The organism is Leisingera sp. SA32 (genome assembly GCF_056033425.1).
Genome location: NZ_JBVYHB010000017.1, coordinates 1 through 15,452 on the forward strand (window position 1 = coordinate 1; position 15,452 = coordinate 15,452).

Genomic DNA, 15,452 nt, shown 5'->3' on the forward strand with positions numbered 1-15,452 from the left:
TGGAACGCCCCCACTGAAGTGGTCCACCTTTTGGGATAGAATTATCCCGTTTTCAGGAGGACGACGAGATGGCCGGCAAGCGAGAGAAGCCCGAAGATATCGTGCTGAAGCTGCGACAAGTTGAAGTGCTGCAAGGGCAAGGCAAATCAGTTCAGGAGGCCGTGCGGCAGATCGGAGTGACGGTTCAGACCTACTATCGATGGCGCAAGGAGTATGGCGGCATGAGCCGCGATCAGCTCAAGCGGCTGAAAGAGCTGGAAGCTGAGAATACCCGGCTCAGACGAGCCGTGTCGGATCTGACACTGGACAAGATGATCCTGGCCGAGGCCGCACGGGGAAACTTCTAAGCCCTTCCCGCCGCAGGCAGTGCATCAACCATGTGCAGCAAACCCTCAGCGTATCGGAGCGCAGGGTTTGCCGCACATTAGGTCAGCATCGCTCTACGCAGCGCAAGGTGCCCTGTGGTCTACCGGACGAAGCCCGGCTGACCGAGGACATCACCGCGTTGGCCGAAGAGTTTGGCCGCTATGGATATCGCATGATCACTGGGCTGCTGAACAACAGCGGCTGGCATGTAAATCACAAGCGCGTTGAACGGATCTGGCGGCAGGAGGGGCTTAAAGTCCCGCAAAAGCAACCCAAGAAAGGCCGACTTTGGCTGAATGATGGTTCCTGCGTCCGGCTGCGGCCGGAGCGCCCGAACCATGTCTGGTCCTATGACTTTGTTCAGGACCGAACCCACGACGGGCGGATCTTCCGCACGCTGAATATCATCGATGAGTTCACGAAGGAGGCGCTGGTGATCCGGGTCAAACGCAGGCTCAATTCAACGGATGTGGTCGACGCATTGACGGATTTGTTCATCCTACGCGGCCCGCCGGAATACATAAGGTCGGATAATGGTGCAGAATTTATTGCCAAGAAGGTGCGTGCCTGGATCGATGCCGTCGGTGCGAAAGCCGCATTCATCACCCCCGGCTCACCATGGGAGAACGGCTACTGCGAGAGCTTCAATGCCCGTTTCCGGGATGAGCTGCTCAACGGCGAGGTCTTCACCACGTTACGCGAGGCCCAGATCCTGATCGAACGCTGGCGGCGTCACTACAATACGGTCAGGCCCCACAGCGCCTTAGGATACCGGCCGCCAGCGCCCAAGAGCATTGTCCCGATAGACCAAAGGCCGACTATGCACTAACATTCAAACTGGACCACCCGATGGGGGCACACCAGAGCGCTTCAATGCGTGACCATATCTGAAACCCGCATGGACCGGGCCAGATACACAGAATTCATGACACTCCCTATCAGAAAGATCGAAGTTTTTTCTTCGTGCTGCGGATGATTGGCCAATGTTGATTTCGAGAAGCAGAAACGAAGTGGGCACAACGCAAACGCTAACCTTAGGACCACGCACAGGCTTGAAGCTGCCACGAGCGGCAGACGCGCAACAAACAGGAGGACCAACATGCTGCGCACGCTCCCCACGAAGACCCTGTCCGCAGAACCGCAAATTGCCATCACCCGCACATTCGTCGCCGAGCACGGAACCGCCCTGTGCAACGCCGCGGGCAGGATCGCCGGCGAGGCGGGAACAGCTCGCGTTCTGCGCCTCATGTCGATGCTGCGCGAGGCACCACGCCTCGACCGCACACTGCGCCACAGGTTGGTTGATCTTCACCGTCTGCTTTCATTGGACCCTGTCGTCGAGTCGAATGAACCTGACTTTTCGTCTTGGATCCTCCTCGACCCAGCCAGCGAGGAAGTCGAAGACCTCTGCCTGCTCACCGACCGACTCTATGATCTTTTGATCGACATCAGCGTTCTGGATGCGGAGTGGGAGAGACAGGCGCTTGATCTCCCGGCTCAGAAGGCCGCCTGACATGCGGAACCGGCCGCGTAGTGCGCGCGGCCGGCGACACTCTTCTGGGGCCACAGCGCAAGATGCCCGAGAGGAAAAGAGCATCGTTTCAGCGGTAGCATGAACAATAAATTGCCCCGCACGGCAGATTTCTTCTTCGTCTCTGAAAAGAACGACCAATGTTCTTTTCACCAGCACCACCACCAGCCTCTGCAACCGACTGAAAGGAACAAGCCCCCAAGGATCTCCCGAACGCAGCGATGATGACGCCGATGAATAGGCACGCCAGCACCGTTAACGCATGCAAGGGAGACAGACATGCTCAACACCAACACTACGAATATCAGCCAGGCCCGCTTTGATGCGGTCGCCGCGACCGAAAGGCATCTGCGCCGAAATGGTGCCAGTCTGTGCGATCTGCTCGACGCGCTTGACGATCCCGCGGGCTTCGAAGCGCTGTGCCGTCTGCATAGCGCCTTCAGCCATCCTTTTCCAGACGCGGATGCCGTCGAAGACGCGGTGCATGATATCACCCGCTTTCTTGCGGATCAGTCGCCATCCTCGCTCGACCGCATTGGATCCGAGCGCAGCTTCGCCGCGTCCGACATGGCGCGGTGGCATGGAGCGCGGATCAGCGAAATCCACGGGAGATTTCGCCATGCCGAATGATCTGCAGTGCGTGTTGCAGGTTGTTCGAGAAAAGCGACTTAGAGATTACCCTGGCTCATTCGGGCCAGAGCAAGATATTTGCGATATCACGCTCTGGCTGAACCAGAAGTTTCCCATATCGAAAGCGCGTTTGCTGGTTGATCGGCTTTACACTCAAAGCAGCCGCGAAATCTTAGGGCTTTCGGTCACCGGAATAGCCTCACAGTCCTTGTCGATGGCCCCAATCGCTTTGGAGGCCTTCCTGGCTTTGGGATATTCGATCCAGAAGGGGAGCGGAGATAGCTTTCGATGCCCCTCTTGTTTTGGGCGTCATTCAAAGCATGACGCAATCAAAGCCTTCGCACGCATCGAAAGCGCGCTACGCGCCCAGCGTTCACGATAGAAACACTGAAAAACGATATCAAAGGGCGGCGCGAGCCGCCCTTTTCTCGTTGCCACACCTGAACTGGGTTCAGGTCTTAAACTCAGGGTATGGTGTTGTGCTGATACGCCTCTTGATACTCGGGAGACTTCATCAAAGGTAGCCCAAGGATTGATCGGTCTGGCGTTGCGGCTGCACATTCGGATGGCTCTGGTGGACGGAAAAAACAAGAATGTTTTTTGGTGGCCACAACCCCGCCCCATATCCCCCCCTGACAGGCTCGAACGCCCATTTAGCCCATAAGGGGGCCTGAAACGCGAAAATCGGGCGTTTCCGCCCGATTGACCTTTTTTGCTTGCGAAATGGACATCTCAGCCCGGCCGATGGCTATTTATTGGTGGTCAGATCACATCTTGTCCCGCCCCCGATCAGCCGCACTTCGAATGGCCGCAGCTGCGGCAGGTCATGCAGCCTTCGACCATCTGCATGTCGAACTGGCCACAGCTGGGGCAGGCCTTGCCGCGCGGCAGGGTCAGGTTCACCACCTCGGCCGTGGGATCGGACTTCAGCCCCATGCCCTCGCCCTCCAGGAAGCCCGTCTTGACCAGGTGGGTCTCGATCACGCCGCCGATCGCCGCCAGGATCGACGGGATGTACTTGCCCTGCACCCAGGCGCCGCCGCGCGGATCGAACACCGCTTTCAGCTCCTCCACCACGAACGACACGTCGCCACCACGGCGGAACACGGCCGAGATCATCCGGGTCAGCGCCAGCGTCCAGGCGTAATGCTCCATGTTCTTGGAGTTGATGAAGACCTCGAAGGGGCGGCGGTGGCCGTTGATGATGATGTCGTTGATGGTCAGGTAGATCGCATGCTCGGAATCCGGCCACTTCAGCTTGTAGGTGTGGCCCTCCAGGCTCTGCGGGCGGTCCAGCGGCTCCGACATGTAAACCACCTCGGCGCCGTTCTCGTCCACGTCGGCCTCATGCGGCGCATCGGCGCTCTCGCCCGGCGCGGTGTCGGCGCTCTCGCTCACCGACAGGACCGACCCGGTCACGTCGTTCGGACGGTAGGTGGTGCAGCCCTTGCAGCCCTGGTCCCAAGCCTGCATGTAGACGTCCTTGAAGTCATCGAAGGAGATGTCTTCCGGACAGTTGATGGTCTTGGAAATCGAGCTGTCGATCCATTTCTGCGCCGCCGCCTGCATTTTCACATGCGCCGCAGGCGAGAGCGTCTGGGCGTTCACGAAATAGCCGGGCAGCTTGGCGTCATCGCCGAACTTCTCGCGGTACATCTGCACCGCGTAGTCGACCACTTCTTCCTCGGTGCGCGAGCCGTCCTTCTGCAGCACCTTGCGGGTGTAGGCATAGGCAAACACCGGCTCAATTCCCGACGACACGTTGCCCGCATACAGGGAGATGGTCCCGGTCGGCGCAATGGACGTCAGCAGCGCGTTGCGAATGCCATGCTCACGGATTGCATCGCGCACGTCTTCGTCCATGTTCATCATGTTGCCCGACGCCAGATACTTCTCTGCGTCGAACAGCGGGAAGGCGCCTTTTTCCTTGGCAAGGTCCACCGACGCCAGATAGGCGGCGCGCGCGATGCTGTGCAGCCATTCGTCGGTCTGACGCGCGGCTTCGTCGGTGCCGTATTCCAGCCCCAGCATCAGCAGCGCATCCGCCAGGCCGGTAACACCGAGGCCGATGCGGCGCTTGTTCTGGGCTTCCTGCGCCTGTGCGTCCAGCGGGAACTTGGACACATCCACCACGTTGTCCATCATCCGCACGGCGGTGGCGACCAGCTCCTGCATCGCCTCCTGGTCCAGATGCGCATTGGTCTCGAACGGGTCGGCCACCAGCCGCGCCAGGTTGATCGACCCCAGAAGACAGGCACCATAAGGCGGCAGCGGCTGTTCACCGCAGGGGTTGGTGGCGCAGATGTTCTCCACGTAGTTGAGGTTGTTGGCCTTGTTGATGCGGTCGATGAAGATCACGCCCGGCTCGGCATAGTCATAGGTCGCCTGCATGATCTTGTTCCACAGGTCGCGCGCCTGCACGGTGTGATAGACCTTGCCGTCGAACTGCAAATCCCAGGAGCCGTCTGCCTTGACCGCCTCCATGAAGGCATCCGTCACCAGCACCGACATGTTAAACATGCGCAGCCGGGCCGGGTCGGATTTGGCGGTGATGAAATGCTCGATATCCGGGTGGTCGCACCGCATGGTCGCCATCATCGCACCGCGGCGAGAACCGGCCGACATGATTGTGCGGCACATCGCATCCCAGACATCCATAAAGCTCAGCGGGCCGGAGGCATCTGCCGCCACGCCCTTCACATCCGCGCCGCGCGGCCGGATGGTGGAGAAGTCATAGCCGATGCCGCCGCCCTGCTGCATGGTCAGCGCCGCCTCTTTCAGCATGTCGAAGATCCCCGACATGCTGTCCGGCACGGTGCCCATCACGAAGCAGTTGAACAGCGTTACCTGCCGCGCGGTACCGGCACCAGCGGTGATCCGGCCTGCGGGCAGGTATTTGAAATCTTCCAGCGCGGTGTAGAATTTCTCTTCCCAGACATCGGGCTTCTGTTCGGCACGCGCCAGATCGCGCGCGATGCGCCGCCAGCTGTCCTCGACCGTCACATCGATCGGAGTGCCATCCGCCTGTTTGAAACGGTATTTCATATCCCAGATCTGCTCAGCGATGGGGGCGGCAAAGCGGCTCATGTGTCGATCCTTCGAGTCGTTCGGGCTTCATGCAGAATGGCTCCGCAACGGCTGCTCTTTCCGGGCACCGTGGCGAATCCATTTTGGGTTAAGGCTTACTTGCAGCAAGCGCGCAGGGAAACACAATACCTTGAAGTCAGCGATCCGTAAACTACTATATACGGACTAAGCTCTGGACGACTCTGTGGGGAACTTGTGGATAAGTACGTGAATCTCGTAAAGCTTTCGGTGGGCACCGAAAGTGTTGACAGCCTGATGGCCTGGCAAGAGGTGCGCCGCCGTGACCTGCCCGGCGGCCTGCCGCGCCATGTCACCCGCATGTGGCCCAAGCGCGAAGACGAGATCCTGAACGGCGGCTCAATCTACTGGGTCATCAAGGGCTTGATCCAGTGCCGCCAGCGCATCCTGCGGCTGGAGGAGCTGCGCGGCGAGGACGGCCTGCGCCGCTGCGCCATCGTACTGGACCCGGAATTGCACCGCACCCAGACCGCCCAGAAACGCCCGTTCCAGGGCTGGCGTTACCTCAAACCCGAGGACACCCCGGCCGATCTGCCCGCGGGCAAGAAACAGGAAGATCCCCTGCCCCCGGAGCTGTCTCAGGCTCTGGCCGAGATCGGAGTTATCTGAGACCTGCCGCCCCCCCCCTTGCGGCGGTCTCGCCAGCGCCGGGCGACAGCCCGGCGCCCGGCCCAACCGGGGGGATGCCATCTGTGATGGCACCCGCCCCGGGCGGGAGCGCCCCACCGAAGCGGATCTGGATCGACAAGGGCGGTCTCCCGGCCCTTTCGCAGGCATAATGGAGCCTGACGGCGTTGGGCCCGGCCCGCGCCTCGCGCGGCGCGGGTTGCCTCACGCATCCGGCCGCGTTGCACACCGCCGCCGGGGCAGACGGTCGCCCGCCTGCCCCGCAGCAGCCCGCCACATCACTTCAGCAGCGCCAGCAGCTCCTTGGCAGCCTCCTCGGAGGAGGCCGGGTTCTGGCCGGTGACCAGCTTGCCATCGACCACTACATAAGGTGCCCAGTCGTCGCCCTTCTGATACTCCGCGCCCTTGGCCCTCAGCATGTCCTCGACCAGGAACGGCACCACATCGGTCAGCCCCACGGCCTCTTCCTCGCCGTTGGTGAACCCCGCAACCTTGCGGCCCCGGACCAGCGACTGGCCATCGGCGGCTTTCACATGGCGGAACACGCCCGGCGCATGGCACACGGCACCAATGGGCCGGTCCGCGGCGGCGAAATCTTCCAGGATCTTGCGGCTGTTCGCATCCTCGGCCAGATCCCACAGCGGGCCATGGCCGCCGGGATAGAACACCGCGTCAAACTGGTCAGCCGAAACGGCAGAGAGTTTCTGGGTGTTCGCCAGCGCCTTCTGCGCGTCCTGATCCTGCTTGAACCGATGGGTGGCCTCGGTCTGGGCATCCTCGGTGTCTGATTTCGGATCCAGCGGCGGTTGGCCGCCCTTGGGCGAGGCGAGCGTGATCTCAGCACCGGCATCACGCAGCACGTAATACGGGGCGGCGAATTCCTCCAGCCAGAACCCCGTCTTTTCCCCGGTGTCCCCCAGCTGATCGTGCGAAGTCAAAACCATCAGAATCTTCATATCCTGTCCTTTCAGTTGAGGTGTCTCCACCCCAGCTAAGCCCCGGGAACAGAATTGGAAGCCGGACGCCCAAAAAAAGGGCGCCCGGCAAGCTCGTGAACCGGCGGACAGGCGCCTATCTTCGGCCTTCCAGCAGGTCCAGCAGCGTGTTCAACGCCGCCTTGTCCTCGGTACCGTATTTCGCCACCCGGCTGCGCCACAGGGTGGCTTGCGACTTCAGCACCAGCCCGTCACCCAGCAGTTTCAGGTGGTTGGCCCGCAACGTCTCACCGGTGGAGGTGATGTCGGCGACCATCTCGGCGGTCTCGTTCTTCACCGTGCCTTCGGTGGCGCCCTGGCTGTCGACCAGCTGGTAATCCGCCACACCCGCATCGGTCAGGAACTCGCGCACCAGACGGTGATACTTGGTGGCAATCCGCAGCCGGTGGCCATGCTGCGCGCGGAAGGCCGAGGCCGCCGCATCCAGATCGTCCAGCGTGTCCACGTCGATCCAGCATTGCGGCACCGCCAGCACCAGATCCGCATGGCCAAAGCCCAGCGGCGCCAGTTCCTCGACCTGCTGTTCGAACCGCGGCAGTTTTTCCTGCACCAGATCGGTGCCGGTGACGCCCAGGTGGATCCGCCCCGCCGCCAGCTCGCGCGGGATTTCCCCTGCCGACAGCAGCACCAGTTCCATGTTCGACACGCCTTCGACCGCGCCGGCATATTCCCGGTCCGAGCCGGTGCGCGACAGTGTCACGCCGCGTTTGGCAAACCAGTCGAATGTCTTTTCCATCAGCCGCCCCTTGGACGGCACGCCCAGCTTTAGGGTCATGCGCGGGCCTCCTCAAGCTGCACCATCAGATAGGGGCGCAGCACGCCGCCCACCGCCGGGATCTCCTCGCCCTGCCCCAGCTGCCGGGTCAGCGCATCATAGCGTCCGCCGCTGGCAATCGGCGGCAGGTCCGGGCGCGCCTCGGCATAGAAGCCAAAGACAAACCCGTCGTAATACTCCATCGAGGTGCGCCCGTAGGAGGCCTCGAAATCGAGGTTCTCCACGTCCACCCCGCGCGCCTTCATCGCCGCGGTGCGCGCGTCCAGCCGGTCCAGCGCAGGGTTGATCTGCGGCAGGTCCACCGCGATGTCGCGCATCTGCTCGGTGGCAAAGGGCACCGTTTCGCGCACCGCCATCAGCGCTTCCAGCGCCAACAGCTCATGCTCCGCAATCGGCGGTGCCTTGGCGTCGGCGCGCAACGCATCGACCCGCGCCTGCACCTCCGCCGCGCGGCGTTTGCCCAGGTGCGGCGCAGATCCGGTCAGGTCGCCCTCGGTCTCCAGCAGCTTCTTGCGGGTGTCCGGCACCGGGGTGCGGCCTGCAAAGCGGTCCAGCAACGCGCGGAAACGACGCGGCCGCCAGATGTGGCGCATCAGCGCCGCCTTGCGCTTGTCGGTGGTGTTCAGCCCCTGAACCGCAGCCATCAGGATGCCGATGTCACCGGTCGCCGCACGCAGCGGCAGGCCGCGCACCTGCAACGCAAACAGCGCAAACACCTCGGCATCTGCCGCCGCCGCATCGTCGCGGTCAAACACCTCATAGCCCACCTGAAGGTACTCATTGGGCCGTTCTGGATAATGCTCCTGACGCCGGAACACCTTGCCCGAGTAGGTGTAGCGTGCGGGCTCCGCCCCGTGACGCATATGCGCTTCGACCACCGGCACAGTGAAATCCGGGCGCAGCATCTGCTCGCCGCGCAGCGCGTCTGAGGTCACATAGGCGCGGCCTCGGATATCTTCGCCATAAAGGTCCAACAGCGTGCCCGCCGGTTGCAGCAGCGGCACGTCCACCACCTGCGCGCCCGCGGCCTCGAACCGCACCCGCAGCATGGCCGCCTTGGCCTGCACCCTTGCCTGTGCCGCGGCCTGGTCACTGTCCAAGTTGCGGGCCTGTATCAGGGATGTATCGGTCATCGTTCAGCCCTGCCCGTCCAGGATTTCACGCACCTTGGCCACCAGATCCGTGCGCGGGACCTCGAATTGGCTGGGGCGTTCCTTCCATTCTTCCAATGTGGCGTTTTCTGCGATCTTGGCACCAAGGATCAGATCCTTGATCTGCACCACGCCGTTTGCCTTTTCGTCGCCGCCCTCGATCACGGCCACCGGGGAGTTGCGCTTGTCCGCGTATTTCAGCTGGTTTCCGAAGTTCTTGGGGTTGCCCAGATAGACCTCGGCGCGGATGCCCGCGTTGCGCAGCTCTGCCACCATGGCCTGATAATCGGCCATCCGGGCGCGGTCCATGACCGTCACCACCACCGGGCCGCTCGCCTCCGCCGTCAGACGCCCCTTGGCGTGCAGCGCCGCCAGCAGCCGGTCAACCCCGATGGAGACCCCCACCGCAGGGACTTCCTGACCGGTGAAGCGCTTGACCAGCCCGTCATAGCGCCCGCCGCCGGAGACCGAGCCGAACTGCCGCTTGCGGCCTTTCTCATCCAGGATCTCAAAGGTCAGCTCCGCCTCGAACACCGGGCCGGTATAATAGCCAAGGCCGCGCACCACAGAGGGGTCGATCTCGATCCGGTCCTGGCCGTAGTTTCCGGCAGCCAGCAATTCGCCGATCTGTTCCAGCTCGGCAATGCCGTCCTGGCCCACCTTGCTGTCGCCCACGGCAGCGCGCAGGTTGGCAATGGTGCCCGCGGTCTCTGCCGCCTTGGAGGTGAGGAACGCCAGCACCGGTGCCGCCTGATCCTCCGACAGGCCCACCCCGTCGATATAGGCGCCAGAAGCATCCAGCCGCCCCCTGGTCAACAGCTCCCGCACGCCGGTCTCGCCCACCTTGTCGAACTTGTCGATGGTGCGCAGCACGTCATCGCGCTTGGCGTCGCCGTCCTCCAGCCCCATGGCCTCCAACACGCCGTTCAGAACCTTGCGGTTGTTTACCCGCACCAAATAGTCGCCGCGCGGAATGCCGACAGTTTCCAGCGTGTCCGACAGCATCGCGCAGATTTCCGCATCGGCCGCCATCGAGGACGTGCCAACGGTATCCGCATCACACTGATAGAACTGGCGGAACCGGCCCGGACCGGGTTTCTCATTGCGCCAGACCGGCCCCATCGCATAGCGGCGGTAAGGCGTCGGCAGATCGTTGCGGTGCTGCGCGTAAACCCGCGCCAGCGGCGCCGTCAGGTCATAGCGCAGCGCCATCCAGTCGCCGTTTCCATCATCCTCGGTTTCCTGCCAGGCAAACACACCCTCATTGGGGCGGTCCACGTCGGGCAGGAATTTTCCCAGCGCTTCCACGGTTTCCACCGCCGAGGATTCCAGCGCCTCGAAGCCGTAATGATGATACACACCCGCGATGGCCCGCAGCATTTCTGTCCGCTGGGTCACCTCCGCACCGAAATAGTCACGGAACCCCTTGGGCGTTTGCGCCTTGGGGCGGGGCTGTTTCTTCACTTTGGCCATCTGAGGCCTCCTCACGGGTAGCGGTTTCACTCGCGTCGCGGTCTAGCGGATGCAAGCCGTGGCGGCAAGAAGGAGCCGCGGCGCGGCGGGAAGGCAGACCGCAAGGGGGACAAAAAAACCGGCCCGCGGCACAGCCGCCTTCCTCTGGCAAAAACGATCGCCGTCAAAGCCCCGCGTGTTTTCCTGGAAAACCCGCGTCAGCGCCCCCAGCCCCCATGGACCCCGGGCCGGGCAGGCCCTATGACATTAGCGCACCGCACAGGAGACCTTTCATGCAGCATCTGGAAGAGCAAATCGCCCATCTGACCCGCAGCGTGGAGGAGATGAGCGACGTCATCGCCCATCAGCAACAGGAAATCGACGTGCTTACCCGCCGCGTCGCCATGTTGATGCAGCGCGAGGCCGGGCGCGAGCAGGAGGGCAGCGGCGGCGTGGTTCTTGGCGACGAACGCCCACCGCACTACTGACCCGGCTGCCCGGCCCGGCGCGGACCGGGTCCAACCGGACCCGTCCGGAGCGCCCAACGCGGCGCGGCGCGCGTACCACAACTCTCGCGAATACTTTGCGCGCGCGTAGAAACCGCTTGCGTCTTTGCCGCTCCGTCACGCACGTTGAGGCTGAATTAGCCTTGGCGAAAGGTTGCAAGTGTATATATGCGTTCGGGAAACGCACGGAGTTGGATGACAGTGGCGACAAGTAACGCAGATTTGGTACGCTTTTGGTTTGAAGAGGTCTGGTGTCGTGACAATGATGCCGTATTGCACGACATGTTTTCAGACGAAACCGAGGCCACCGGTCCGGTCTCCAACCTGATGGGTCAACAGTTCAGCGCCTCTGATTTTGTCAGCACGATGAAGGCGTTGCTGGGCGGCGCGCCGGAGTTCACCTTTCGCGTGTTCGAAGAAGCGGGGCCTTGGGTCATCACCTGTTTCGATGTGCATGTGACCAGCCATCCGCAACGCCCGCCCTTCGATTTTGACGGTCAGATGATCTTCAAAGTCGAAGACGGCAAGATCACCGCGATCCATTCCAGCCTGAATTACATCCAGCTGTTCGAGGGGCTGGGCCAGATGCCCCCCGACACCCTGCCCGTCTGTCTCAGCGGATCTGAACTGGTCTGGAAGTAACCCGGCAACCTTGCGGCGCGTCGCGGCAGGACGGCGGGCCGCCTGCCGTCAGATTTCCTCGACGTCCATCACCCCGTCCAGCGATTTCAACGCGCCTTTGATCTGCGGGTTGATTGGGAAAGGCTGGCCCAGCTCCATCTCCACATCGCCGGGCAGGCCGGGATCCTGCAAATACACGTAGATCTCCCCACGCGCGGCATTGCGGGCCGCCGTCCTTGCGTCCTCCAGCACCTGCGCCACGGTGTTCACCGCCCCGGCATCGTTCAGATAGACCCGCAGGCAGCTGCGCCCGGCGTCGGCGATGGCGCTGTCCACCGGCCCGACAGAGCGCACCAGCAGCTTCAGCTGGTCGCTTTCCATCGTCGCCTCGGCGGTGATGACCACCTTGGCACCGGTCTCCAGGTATTCGCGTGACTTTTCCAGCACATCGGAGAACAGCGTCACCTCATATGCGCCGGTAGGATCGCTGAGCTGGGCAAAGGCAAAGCGGTTGCCGCGCGCCGATTTGCGCTCCTGCCGGCCCGCGACCACGCCGCCCATCTTGGCCATGAACGGCCCGCGCTCAGCCTTGGCGGTGACCTCGTCCAGCGTCATCACCTTCTTGCGCTTGAGCGCCGGCATGTAGTCGTCCAGCGGGTGTCCCGACAGGTAGAAACCGATCGCCTTGAACTCCTCGCTCAGCCGTTCGGCGGGCAGCCAGTCGGGCACATTCGGCAGCCGCGGCTCCGGCAGATCCTCGCCCGCTTCGCCAAACAGCGACACCTGGTTGGAGTTACGCTGGTCATGCACCGCCGCCGAATAATCCACCAGGGGACCCAGCCCCTCAAACACCCGGCGGCGGTTGCTGTCGAGCTGGTCAAAGGCGCCTGCCCGCGCCAGCATCTCCAGCGGCCGTTTGCCGACCCGTTTCAGGTTCACCCGGCGGGCAAAATCGAACAGGGTTACAAAGGAACGCTCCTGGCCGCCCTCCCGGCGCGCCTCGGTTACCAGCCGCATCACGTCAACGCCGACGTTCTTCAGCGCGCCCAGCGCATAGACCAGCTCGCCGTTTACAACGTTGAAAGTCGCCAGCGAGCGGTTGACGCAGGGCGGCACATAATTCAGCCCCAGCCCCTTCTTTACCTCTTCAAAGTAGATCGCCAGCTTGTCGGTCAGGTGGATATCGCAGTTCATGACACCGGCCATGAACTCGACCGGGTGGTTCGCCTTCAGCCAGCCGGTCTGGTAGCTGACCACCGCATAGGCCGCCGCGTGCGATTTGTTGAAGCCGTAGTTGGCGAATTTTTCCAACAGGTCAAAGACCTCGCTGGCCTTTTTCTTGTCGACGCCATTTTCCGCCGCGCCCTTCTCGAACTTGGGGCGTTCGGCGTCCATCGCCTCCTTGATCTTTTTACCCATCGCCCGGCGCAGCAGGTCCGCGCCGCCCAGCGTGTAGTTCGCCATCACCTGGGCAATCTGCATCACCTGTTCCTGATAGACGATGATGCCCTGGGTCTCTGCCAGGATGTGGTCGATCAAAGGGTGCACCGACTGGATCTCGCGCTGGCCGTTCTTGACCTCGCAATAGACCGGGATGTTCTCCATCGGGCCGGGACGGTACAGCGCCACCAGCGCCACGATGTCCTCGATGCAGGTGGGCTTCATGCGCTTCAGCGCATCCATCATGCCGGTGGATTCCACCTGGAACACCGCCACCGTCTTGGCCCGCGAATACAGATCATAAGTGACCGTGTCATCCAGAGGGATGGCGTTGATCTCGTTCACCGCGCCTTCCGGCGGCTCATAGAGCTGGGTGCCGTCAGCAGCCACATGCAGGTCGCGGCCGGATTGTTTGATCAGGTCCACCGCGTTTTGAATCACGGTCAGCGTCTTCAGGCCCAGAAAGTCGAATTTGACCAGACCAGCCTGCTCGACCCATTTCATGTTGAACTGGGTGGCCGGCATGTCAGAGCGCGGATCGCGGTAGAGCGGCACCAGCGCGTCCAGCGGCCGGTCGCCGATCACCACCCCCGCCGCGTGGGTGCCCGCCGAGCGCAGCAAGCCCTCCACCTGCATGCCGTATTTCAGCAGCCGGTCAACAACCTCTTCATTCTCGGCCTCCTCGCGCAGGCGCGGCTCTTCTTTCAGACTGTCGGCGATCGACATCGGCTTGACGCCCTCGACCGGGATCAGCTTGGACAGCCGGTCCACCTGCCCATAGGGCATCTGCAGCACCCGGCCCATGTCGCGCACCGCCGCCTTGGACAGCAGCGCACCAAAGGTGATGATCTGGCCCACCTTGTCGCGGCCATATTTCTCCTGCACGTATTTGATGACCTCCTCGCGGCGGTCCATGCAGAAGTCGATGTCGAAGTCGGGCATCGACACCCGTTCCGGGTTCAGGAAGCGTTCGAACAGCAGGCTGTACCGCAGCGGGTCCAGGTCGGTGATCGTCAGCGCATACGCCACCAAGGAGCCCGCGCCAGAGCCCCGCCCCGGTCCCACTGGGATTTCGTGGTCCTTGGCCCATTGGATAAAGTCCGCAACGATCAGAAAGTAGCCGGGAAAGCCCATGCCCTCGATGATGCCGAGTTCGAAATCCAGCCGCTCCTGATATTCCTCGACGCTCACCGCATGCGGGATCACCGCCAGGCGTTTTTGCAGGCCTTCATTGGCAATGCGGCGCAGCTCGGCCACCTCGTCATCGGCGAACTTGGGCAGAATGGGATCGCGCCGATACGCCATGAAGGCGCAACGCCTGGCGATTTCCACCGTGTTTTCAATCGCCTCCGGCAGGTCAGCGAACAGCGCGACCATTTCTTCCTGGCTTTTGAAGTAATGCTGTGCGGTCAGACGGCGGCGCGGCTCCGCCTGGTCGACATAGGCCCCCTCAGCGATACAGATCATCGCGTCATGCGCCTCGTACATCTCCGTGTTGGGGAAGTAGACGTCATTGGTCGCAACCAGCGGCAACTCCATCGCATAGGCCATTTCCACATGGCCGCGCTCGGTCAGCTGCTCGGCCTCGGGCTGGCCGTGCTCGCCCGGGTGACGTTGCAATTCCACATACAACCGGTCCGCAAAGATCGTCTTAAGCCGCTGCATCAGCGCCTCTGCCGCCGGTCGCTGGCCCTGCCGCAAAAGCCGCCCCACCGGCCCGTCCGGCCCGCCGCTGAGACAGATCACGCCATCGCTATGCGCCGCCAGCTCCTCCGGGGTCACATGCGGCAGCTCGCCCCCCTCGCGCAGGTAGAGACAAGAGTTGAGCTTCATTAGATGCTCATAGCCGGTCTCGCTCTGCGCCAGCAGCACCAGCGGCGCAGGCGGTTTCGGACGTTCACCGGGCGCGGGCTCTGCATAGCGCAGATCGACCTGACAGCCGATGATCGGCTGCACCCCGGCACCGCTGGCCGTGACCGAAAATTCCAACGCCGAGAACAGGTTGTTGGTATCGGTCACCGCAATCGCGGGCATCTCGTGCTTCTTGCACAGGTCAGGCAGCTTTTTCAGCCGCAGCGCGCCTTCCAGCAGCGAATACTCGGTGTGGGTGCGCAGGTGAATGAATCGGGGAGAGCTGGTCATGCCGCTAAGCTATCCCATTGCCGCGCCGGGGTGAACGGGCCTTCTGCGCCCCGGTGCGATCAGCCGCTGCCCGCCGCGACGGACGATGAACACCTGCCAAAACCGCTGCGG

At 62.6% G+C, this 15,452-nt stretch carries 13 protein-coding genes; 7 read left to right on the forward strand and 6 right to left on the reverse strand.

Annotation, left to right across the window (positions count from 1 at the left end):
* Positions 1–68: 68 nt before the first annotated feature.
* The 4 genes from AC0IPL_RS18580 (at position 69) to AC0IPL_RS18595 (ending at position 2,909) form a co-directional block, all read left to right on the forward strand.
* A protein-coding gene (locus AC0IPL_RS18580; protein WP_474275345.1) for an IS3 family transposase occupies positions 69–1,195 on the forward strand; the annotation gives its coding sequence in 2 pieces (ribosomal slippage) (positions 69–333 and positions 333–1,195; 1,128 coding nt in all).
* 270 nt (positions 1,196–1,465) lie between these two features.
* The gene (locus AC0IPL_RS18585) at positions 1,466–1,879 is read left to right on the forward strand and encodes a hypothetical protein (protein WP_474276453.1); all 414 of its coding nucleotides are present in this window, start codon (positions 1,466–1,468) and stop codon (positions 1,877–1,879) included.
* A 297-nt stretch (positions 1,880–2,176) separates the two neighbouring features.
* Positions 2,177–2,527, forward strand: coding sequence for a hypothetical protein (locus tag AC0IPL_RS18590; protein WP_474276455.1), 351 nt, complete (start codon positions 2,177–2,179; stop codon positions 2,525–2,527).
* Positions 2,517–2,909: a hypothetical protein gene (locus AC0IPL_RS18595; protein ID WP_474276458.1), complete on the forward strand. Its 393-nt coding sequence runs from the start codon at positions 2,517–2,519 to the stop codon at positions 2,907–2,909. Before AC0IPL_RS18590 ends, AC0IPL_RS18595 begins: the two co-directional genes overlap by 11 nt.
* Before the next feature lie 407 nt (positions 2,910–3,316).
* On the opposite strand, the gene AC0IPL_RS18600 is transcribed toward AC0IPL_RS18595, so the two are convergent.
* Positions 3,317–5,614 (reverse strand): adenosylcobalamin-dependent ribonucleoside-diphosphate reductase, encoded by a 2,298-nt coding sequence (locus AC0IPL_RS18600; RefSeq protein ID WP_474276460.1) that lies wholly within the window; start codon positions 5,612–5,614, stop codon positions 3,317–3,319.
* Positions 5,615–5,809: 195 nt separating this feature from the next.
* Here AC0IPL_RS18600 and AC0IPL_RS18605 point away from each other — a divergent pair, with 195 nt between their 5' ends.
* Positions 5,810–6,241 (forward strand): DUF1489 family protein, encoded by a 432-nt coding sequence (locus AC0IPL_RS18605; protein ID WP_474276461.1) that lies wholly within the window; start codon positions 5,810–5,812, stop codon positions 6,239–6,241.
* A gap of 296 nt (positions 6,242–6,537) precedes the next feature.
* Here AC0IPL_RS18605 and AC0IPL_RS18610 read toward each other — a convergent pair whose 3' ends face one another.
* The 4 genes from AC0IPL_RS18610 to hisS all read right to left on the reverse strand — a co-directional run bounded on the left by AC0IPL_RS18610 (position 6,538) and on the right by hisS (position 10,653).
* Positions 6,538–7,215: a type 1 glutamine amidotransferase domain-containing protein gene (locus AC0IPL_RS18610; RefSeq protein WP_474276464.1), complete on the reverse strand. Its 678-nt coding sequence runs from the start codon at positions 7,213–7,215 to the stop codon at positions 6,538–6,540.
* Positions 7,216–7,330: 115 nt separating this feature from the next.
* Entirely contained in the window at positions 7,331–8,029 is a 699-nt protein-coding gene (gene hisG, locus AC0IPL_RS18615) for an ATP phosphoribosyltransferase (protein WP_474276466.1), read from the reverse strand.
* On the reverse strand, positions 8,026–9,162 hold the full coding sequence (locus AC0IPL_RS18620) for an ATP phosphoribosyltransferase regulatory subunit (protein ID WP_474276468.1): 1,137 nt from the start codon (positions 9,160–9,162) through the stop codon (positions 8,026–8,028). The genes hisG and AC0IPL_RS18620 overlap by 4 nt, the downstream gene beginning before the upstream one ends.
* A 3-nt stretch (positions 9,163–9,165) precedes the next feature.
* Positions 9,166–10,653: a histidine--tRNA ligase gene (hisS, locus tag AC0IPL_RS18625; protein ID WP_474276470.1), complete on the reverse strand. Its 1,488-nt coding sequence runs from the start codon at positions 10,651–10,653 to the stop codon at positions 9,166–9,168.
* A 272-nt stretch (positions 10,654–10,925) separates the two neighbouring features.
* On the opposite strand from hisS, the gene AC0IPL_RS18630 reads away from it, so the two are divergent.
* Entirely contained in the window at positions 10,926–11,120 is a 195-nt protein-coding gene (locus AC0IPL_RS18630) for a SlyX family protein (protein WP_474276472.1), read from the forward strand.
* A 213-nt stretch (positions 11,121–11,333) separates the two neighbouring features.
* Positions 11,334–11,780 carry a nuclear transport factor 2 family protein gene (locus AC0IPL_RS18635; RefSeq protein WP_474276475.1) on the forward strand — a complete coding sequence of 149 codons (447 nt, stop codon included), beginning with the start codon at positions 11,334–11,336 and terminating at the stop codon, positions 11,778–11,780.
* 48 nt (positions 11,781–11,828) lie between these two features.
* Here AC0IPL_RS18635 and dnaE read toward each other — a convergent pair whose 3' ends face one another.
* Complete coding sequence (gene dnaE / locus AC0IPL_RS18640; protein ID WP_474276477.1) at positions 11,829–15,341, reverse strand: DNA polymerase III subunit alpha; 3,513 nt, start codon at positions 15,339–15,341, stop codon at positions 11,829–11,831.
* Positions 15,342–15,452 lie beyond the last annotated feature (111 nt).

Bases quoted from the DNA above. Each gene is read 5' to 3' on its own strand.
- AC0IPL_RS18610 (WP_474276464.1), bottom strand. From the start codon at position 7,215: ATGAAGATTCTGATGGTTTTGACTTCGCACGATCAGCTGGGGGACACC.
- AC0IPL_RS18595 (WP_474276458.1), top strand. From the start codon at position 2,517: ATGCCGAATGATCTGCAGTGCGTGTTGCAGGTTGTTCGAGAAAAGCGA.
- AC0IPL_RS18635 (WP_474276475.1), top strand. From the start codon at position 11,334: ATGACAGTGGCGACAAGTAACGCAGATTTGGTACGCTTTTGGTTTGAA.
- AC0IPL_RS18630 (WP_474276472.1), top strand. From the start codon at position 10,926: ATGCAGCATCTGGAAGAGCAAATCGCCCATCTGACCCGCAGCGTGGAG.
- hisG (WP_474276466.1), bottom strand. From the start codon at position 8,029: ATGACCCTAAAGCTGGGCGTGCCGTCCAAGGGGCGGCTGATGGAAAAG.
- dnaE (WP_474276477.1), bottom strand. From the start codon at position 15,341: ATGACCAGCTCTCCCCGATTCATTCACCTGCGCACCCACACCGAGTAT.
- AC0IPL_RS18620 (WP_474276468.1), bottom strand. From the start codon at position 9,162: ATGACCGATACATCCCTGATACAGGCCCGCAACTTGGACAGTGACCAG.
- AC0IPL_RS18590 (WP_474276455.1), top strand. From the start codon at position 2,177: ATGCTCAACACCAACACTACGAATATCAGCCAGGCCCGCTTTGATGCG.
- hisS (WP_474276470.1), bottom strand. From the start codon at position 10,653: ATGGCCAAAGTGAAGAAACAGCCCCGCCCCAAGGCGCAAACGCCCAAG.
- AC0IPL_RS18600 (WP_474276460.1), bottom strand. From the start codon at position 5,614: ATGAGCCGCTTTGCCGCCCCCATCGCTGAGCAGATCTGGGATATGAAA.
- AC0IPL_RS18585 (WP_474276453.1), top strand. From the start codon at position 1,466: ATGCTGCGCACGCTCCCCACGAAGACCCTGTCCGCAGAACCGCAAATT.